Origin of the sequence: Prosthecobacter sp. (genome assembly GCF_020439865.1) — a bacterium.
Classification (GTDB): domain Bacteria; phylum Verrucomicrobiota; class Verrucomicrobiia; order Verrucomicrobiales; family Verrucomicrobiaceae; genus Prosthecobacter.
Genome location: NZ_JAGRPF010000215.1, coordinates 1 through 6,484, shown reverse-complemented (window position 1 = coordinate 6,484; position 6,484 = coordinate 1). Strand labels below are relative to the sequence as shown.

Here is a 6,484-nt window from a genome sequence, read left to right as displayed (position 1 = left end):
TCTCAAGCTGGCCGCGCTGCGGACTGTAGCGATAGAAGCCGCCATCGACACAGCGCACGGGGCCGTAGGGCGTTTCGATGTTTGAGTGGAGGAAGACGCCCTCGCACATCATGAACGCGCCGCTCGGATCGGCGGTGTAGGCGCTGACGGCGTGATGCGTGTCATGCGTGTCGAAGCCGCCGAGGATGATCTCCATGCTGTCAGCCTTGTCGTCGCCGTTCGTGTCGCGAATGAGCACGAGATTCGGCTCCTGCGAGACATAGACGCCTTCAGGGGCAAACTCGAAGCCGATCGGCAGATGCAGCTTGTCGGCGAAGACGGTTTCCTTGTCCGCCTTGCCGTCGCCGTCGGTGTCTTCGTAAATGAGGATCTTGTCGTCCGGTTTTGCATCACCAGGCTTGTAATGCGGATAGGCAGGCATCGTGGCGACCCACAGACGGCCTTTGTTGTCGAAACTCATCTGCATCGGATTCGCGAGGTTCGGGAACTCCTTTTCCGAGGCAAACAGCTGCACTTTGTAGCCTTCCGGCACGGTCAGAGACTTCTCAGCCTCTTCGCCATAGAGATACTTCTCGCTGCCGTTCTTCACACTCGGCACGTAGTTCGTTGGCACGGCAGGCAGCGCGTGCGTCTTGCTGTCATCGACCTTCAAGTCGGTCGTCTTGCCAGCCGTGACCTGGTGGATCAAATCATCACGCAGCGCGGTCATCTCGCGCGTCTTCTGCACTTCGTCCGGGTAGTTCTGCGGGCCATACGGATTGTAGCGACGGCCATGCGCGTGCACACCGTTGAGGATGTTGTAGTCGTTGTTCCACATCCAGTCCTTCTCCTTCACCGCAGCGTGAACGAGAGCGGGATCCGCCTTCGATTCGCGGCTCTGATGACCGTAGATGCCCGTGGCGAGCCATTCGGCGACCTGCTCGTAGCCTTTCTCCGTCGGCACAAAGCCGCCCGTCGTGAAGAACTCGCCGCCCTTCGCATAAACCTCCTGCGTCGGCGTGAAGAGGTCGATGTAGGTGAGTTTGTGCTTCTTCGCGACCTTCTCGATGGCGGCCGCGTAGAGCAGCAGGTTCGAATTCTCGACGTCGCCCTTCGGCAAATCGCGTTTCGCGCTCTGATTCTCATACGCGATGGGCGAGACGAGCACGACACGCGGTGCGGTCTTGCCATTGTAGGCCTTGCTCAGCGTGTGAACGACCCACGCGTCGAGTTCCGCCTCGAAATTGCCAACCTTGCTCGGGCCGTCGAAGGACTCGTTGTAACCAAAGAAACCGACGATCGTGTCCGCTTTCAGATGCGTGAGCCACTGGTCCGGCGTGGCGTAGAAACCCTGGCCGTTGTGAATCGTCTTGTCTGGATGAAACTTCTCCGCGCCTGGGAAGGCCCATTGGGACGCACGTGACGGATGCGGACGGAAGCCCGGCGTGTCGCCCACGTGGCCCATGTTGCGGAAGAACAGGTCACGGTCCGGATAACGAAGCTGCAGCTCCGTCTCGATGCGGCTGTACCATGTGTCACGCTCGGCGAGGCCGTTGCCGATGAGCACGATGTGCTCGCCCTTCTCCGGCGGTGCGACGCTTTGATTGCGAGCCGTCGTTGCTGCGGGTGGCTCCACGGCGGGTTGATGCGGAGCACCAGCAGGCACCTCCTCCTTGGGTTTCTTCTCCTTCTTGGCGCCCGCCTTTTGGTTTTTGGCGGCTGTCTGCTTCGGAGCTTCTTCAGGAAGTCCCATCGAAGGACTGCTTCCTGTCGCGAAATCACCTGGCTTCAGATTGCGCTGCTTGAAGTAACCCGCGTCTCGGATGAAGCCGTAGAACGTCGGGTTGAACGGATCGATGAAGGCCACATCCGCCTTTTCCGGCACGGGAAGACCAAGCAGGTGATGCGCGGCGTTCACGATGAGACGACGCAGATTTTCGTCCTGATAATCCACCGCCGCGCCCATCGTGGTGCAGAACGAATGGCCCTTCGTGGTGCCGTTCGGTGCCGTGTAGTCGTGCAGCCAGGCGATCGGTTGCATCGGCTCATTCTTGGGCCCCAGCAGGTTCTTCGATTTCGGGTCGAGCGACTCAGTCACCGCGCCGCGCAGCAGGATCGTGTTGCCATCAGCCTTCACATCCGGCGCGCCATACACATCGCTCAGCGCGAAGATCTCTCCCACGCCTCGCAACACCTCGTTTGATGCATTGGCGGTCTCCACGACGCTGCGCGTGCCTTCCTTCTTGTGCGTGCCGTGATGGCTGACCCACTTCTCGCCGAGGATTTTCAGGCCAAACTCGCTCCACTTGAAGTCCCCCGTCTTCGCGTTGCCCGTGAACGCGTGCGTCGCCGTGCGGAAGCCGATCACTGGCTTGCCGGCATTCAGAAACTTCGCGAAATGCGCCAGATCGGCGTCGGGCAACTGGCGGAAGCGCGTGCCGATGATGAGCAGGTCGGCGTCATCTAGCTTTTCAGTGCCGCGGATGTGCTTCTGGTTGTTCGGATCGATGTAGCCACCCTTTTCGTCCGTGGAAAAAAGCACGATGCAGTTGAAGCCATGAGTCTTCGCCAGAATCTTCGCCAGCATCGGCATCGACTCTTCCGTGCGATATTCCTCATCGCCCGCGACCAGCACGATCGTGCGGCCTTTGCCCGCGCCGACGGGGTTCGCGGCCATTTCGAGATACTCCTGCGCGGACGCGACCGAGCCAAGGAGTGCGAGTGAGAATAGGAGGTGCTTCATGGTTGGAAAAAACGGAGGGGACCGATATACCGCACCAGAAGCTGGAACCGGACAAGAAAAATCAGGTGACCGGTCTATTTTGCCAGCGTGGTGATCTCCGCATCGCCCAGCACGCGATCCCACAGAGCGAATTCATCCATCGCACCACTGAGGAGGCGAATGGCCACCCCGATGCCGCCTTTGCGGCGGTCGTTCCAGTTGCCAAGCTCGGCAATACCGATTTTCAGTGGCGAGGCATCTTTAAGCGGCAGGTGTGCAAGGAGCGAGCCGTTGGCGTAGTGGCGCACTTCCCTAGCATCGGGGTCGAAGACCACGGCGAGATGCATCCAGCGGCCAAAACGCTCCGGTGTGAAGAAGACGGGCGTGTCGTAGTCCACGTGACGTTCCCCGGACTTTCCGGCCACGCCGAGGCGGATTTTGCCTTCGCGGGTGATCTGCCAGTGAACCTTGCGATCACTCCAGCCTTCGGACATGAACAGCGAATTGAACGCGCGGTCGAGGCCGTTCACACGCACCCACATGGCCATCGTCAGGGCCTTTGTCTCGCCGGGCACGCTGAGGCGCACACGGTCGCTCACGTTGCGGAATTCCAGCGCGCCTTTGCCGGGCCAGCGGCCGGTCGTCCACGTCGCGCCGACGATGCTGCCGTCTTCGCCTGACGCAGCATGGTTGCTCAAAGAACGGGACATTTCGTCATCTTGAAAGCTGAAGTGCAGCTTCAAGTCCGGATCGGCGTTCAGCTTGGTGCTCGCGGCCAGCCAGCGTTCGAACTGTGAACGGTCCGACAACGCGGTGCGCGTGTCGATCTCATTCAGCGAGGCGAAACCGGATGCATTCGCGGTGATGAAGCGTGGGCTCGCCGCAAAGGCCATCGCCTGGCCTTCCTTGAGCGACTTCATCGACTCGGCGTCTTGATGCAGCTCGATCTCGCCTTTGAAGACATGCACTTCGGCGTTGGCGTCGCTGACATCGAGGCCGAACTCGGTGCCGAGATCGACGATGGTTCCTTTCGGCGTGTTGATGCGGAATCCTTTGGCCTGCGGCGGCACGTGCGCGCTGAGCTTGCCACGCGTGCACGTCGCTTCGCCGCTGGAGACGAGCTGCAGCTCGGCGGGCCCCTCGATCAAAACGCGTGCGCCTTGATAGAACTCGATCTGAGCGATGCCGGATTTCAATTGAAGCAGGCCGGGCGAAAGCGGCGTGCCCGGGGTGATTGCAGCGGACTCCCATTCCAGATTCACACCGCGCGTGAGCACGGCGACGGAGACGGTCGTTTCCTCAAAGGCTGACTTCGGCCATGCCATGGCGATCCACACGCCCATGAGCGTGATGCACGCCGCCATCGCCGCCACGGTGGTGACGGTCGCAAAGGTGAAACGACGTTTTGGCAGCAAGGCAGGACGGATGATGTTGTCCGCCACCAGCGGTTTCGTGGCGCGCAGCATCGCATCCATCTCGAACTGCTGAATCAGACGCTCGCCCAGCTCCGGCTGCGCGGTGAGCAGTTCGTGCAGCTCCTCGGCCTCGGCGACCGTGAGGCTGCCTTCGAGGTAGTGCTGGATCAAGGTGTCGGCGTCAGGCATGAGCGTGGCCTCCCTGGTTCATCGACTGCTGGATGCACTCGCGCAGTTTTTCTCGCACGCGTGACAGCGCGCGACAGACGGTGTCCGTCTTCATGTTGATTTGCTCGGCGATCTGCGGCGTGCCGATGTCGTCGTAATAATAGAGCTCCACGAGCTCGCGGCTCTTCTCCGGAAGCTTTTGCAGGCATGCGCGCAGCACGCCGATTTCCTCTTCGTAACGCGGTGGCGCTTCGCGTTCCTCGGCCAGCAGGCGGATGTGATCGGCGAGCTTTTGCACCACGTCCGGCTGCTGCCGCGTGCGCTCACGCCATTGCCGCATCGCGATGTGTCGCGTCATCGTGGCCAAAAGCGGGCGCGCATCCTTGCTCAGGTCCCACTGGGACTCCTTCGCCATGAACTCGAGAAACACCTGCTGCGTGATGTCCTCCATCAGCCCCGGCCAGGGCGCATACTTCAGCGCCACGCCCTTCACGAAGTCGTGATGAGCGAGGAAAACCTGCGCGGCGTGCGTTTCGGCGATGTTCATGCGGTTCCCACTATCTCACGCGGGAACGCGGAACCGGACAGGAAAATTCGCGGCGCGGCGGGTCAACTGCAGCTGGCGGCGTAATCCCGCATCGTGTTGAGCATGATCACCACGGAGCAGGCGCCGGCGTCGGGAAAGCCGAGGCAGGCTTCGCCGAGCGTTTTGGCGCGGCCGAACTGGGCGATCATGTTCTTGCTGGCTTCCTTGCCGGCTTCGGCAGCAGCCGCGACGGCCTGAAGGGCTTCGTTGAGCGGAAGTGCGGCAGATTCGCGAGCCTTGGCGGCAGCGGGTGCGACAGCGTCGATCATCGTTTTGTCACCGGGCTTGGCGCCGCCGCGTTTCATGACTCCTTCAAGCGCGGCTTCGAGGAGAAACGCAAGACCTTCCGAATCGAACGCAGGACGTCCGGCGAGCGCTTTGCCGCCGGCGCGATAGACCGTGCCGAAGATGGCACCTGAGGCGCCGCCCATGCTGGTCATCATCGCAGTGCCGGTGGTGACGAAGACTTCCTCGACGCTGGTGGGTTCCATGGGCTCCAACTTTGCTTTCACGGCTTCCATTCCGCGTTTCATGCCGAGTCCGTGATCGCCATCGCCGAGATCGCGATCGGCCTGCGAGAGCATGGGTTCGGCGGCGATGATGGCATCGGCGACCTGCAGCATCATGAGCCGCACCTGGCTGGGAGTGAGTTCCATGGTTGGAGAAATAAAAGTGGTTGGTGAAGAAAGGGGACCAGGATGGTCCCCCTCCTTGGAGATGACTACTTCTTGCGCAGCTCCTTGCGCTTGAGGTCGTTGTAAAGCTGGAAGGCCTTGTTGGCGTTGAGGCCACCGTGCACCACGCCGTGCACCGCCTGCATCATCGACAACGGCGCGTCGCTCTGGAAGATGTTGCGGCCCATATCGACTCCGCTGGCACCCTGCTTGATCGCATTGGCGCACATCTTCAGCGCGTCGAGTTCCGGCAGCTTCTTGCCACCGGCGATCACGATCGGCACCGGGCAGCAGCTCGTCACCGTGTCGAACTCCTTCTCCGTGTAGTAGCACTTCACGATGTTCGCGCCGAGCTCCGCCATGATGCGGGTGGCGAGGCGGAAGTACTGCGGCGTGCGCGCCATCGCTCGGCCCACGGCGGTCACGCCCATGACGGCGATGCCGTAACGGCTCGCGGCATCGACGAGGTCGGTGAGGTTCTTCAAGGACTGGCGCTCATACGCGCTGCCAATGAACACCTGCACGGCGAGCACGCTGGCGTTGAGGCGGATGGCTTCTTCGATGTTGAGCGCGGTGGACTCATTTGAGAGCGGTTCGAAGCCGGGGCGGGCGAACTTGGCCTTCTTGCCGTCGATTTCGCCTTCCCACTCTTCCATCGGGCTGATCATCGAGGTGCCGCCGGAGGCACGCAGCGCGATGGCTTTCGTCGTGGAAGCGGGAATGACGCTGCGCTGGATGCCGCGCGTGAGCATGAGGCAGTCGGCGTAGGGAGCGAGGGGAAGGATCGTCTGGTCGACGCGCTCGAGGCCGGTCGTCGGGCCCTGGAAGTAGCCGTGGTCGAAGGCGAGCATGACGGTGCGGCCGTCCTTGGGATTGAAGACCTTGCTGAGGCGGTTCTTGAGGCCCCAGTCATACTGGTGGCAGCCCTTGAGGAAGAAGC

General features: G+C 61.6%; 5 protein-coding genes. All 5 read right to left on the bottom strand.

All coding sequences use genetic code 11. The features are described from left to right. The coding region (locus KDL09_RS23125; RefSeq protein WP_294390566.1) for a PVC-type heme-binding CxxCH protein at positions 1-2,722 on the bottom strand (2,722 nt) is incomplete at its 3' end. 74 nt (positions 2,723-2,796) lie between these two features. After that, positions 2,797-4,305: a LamG-like jellyroll fold domain-containing protein gene (locus KDL09_RS23120; RefSeq protein WP_294390563.1), complete on the bottom strand. Its 1,509-nt coding sequence runs from the start codon at positions 4,303-4,305 to the stop codon at positions 2,797-2,799. Next, positions 4,298-4,831 (bottom strand): sigma-70 family RNA polymerase sigma factor, encoded by a 534-nt coding sequence (locus KDL09_RS23115; protein ID WP_294390559.1) that lies wholly within the window; start codon positions 4,829-4,831, stop codon positions 4,298-4,300. Before KDL09_RS23115 ends, KDL09_RS23120 begins: the two co-directional genes overlap by 8 nt. 62 nt (positions 4,832-4,893) lie before the next feature. After that, on the bottom strand, positions 4,894-5,526 hold the full coding sequence (dhaL, locus tag KDL09_RS23110) for a dihydroxyacetone kinase subunit DhaL (protein WP_294390556.1): 633 nt from the start codon (positions 5,524-5,526) through the stop codon (positions 4,894-4,896). Between the two features lie 65 nt (positions 5,527-5,591). Further along, the coding region (locus KDL09_RS23105) for a 3-hydroxy-5-phosphonooxypentane-2,4-dione thiolase (protein WP_294390553.1) at positions 5,592-6,484 on the bottom strand (893 nt) is incomplete at its 5' end.

Excerpts from the sequence above, each read along its gene's own strand:
- dhaL (WP_294390556.1), bottom strand. The coding sequence starts at position 5,526 with ATGGAACTCACTCCCAGCCAGGTGCGGCTCATGATGCTGCAGGTCGCC.
- KDL09_RS23115 (WP_294390559.1), bottom strand. The coding sequence starts at position 4,831 with ATGAACATCGCCGAAACGCACGCCGCGCAGGTTTTCCTCGCTCATCAC.
- KDL09_RS23120 (WP_294390563.1), bottom strand. The coding sequence starts at position 4,305 with ATGCCTGACGCCGACACCTTGATCCAGCACTACCTCGAAGGCAGCCTC.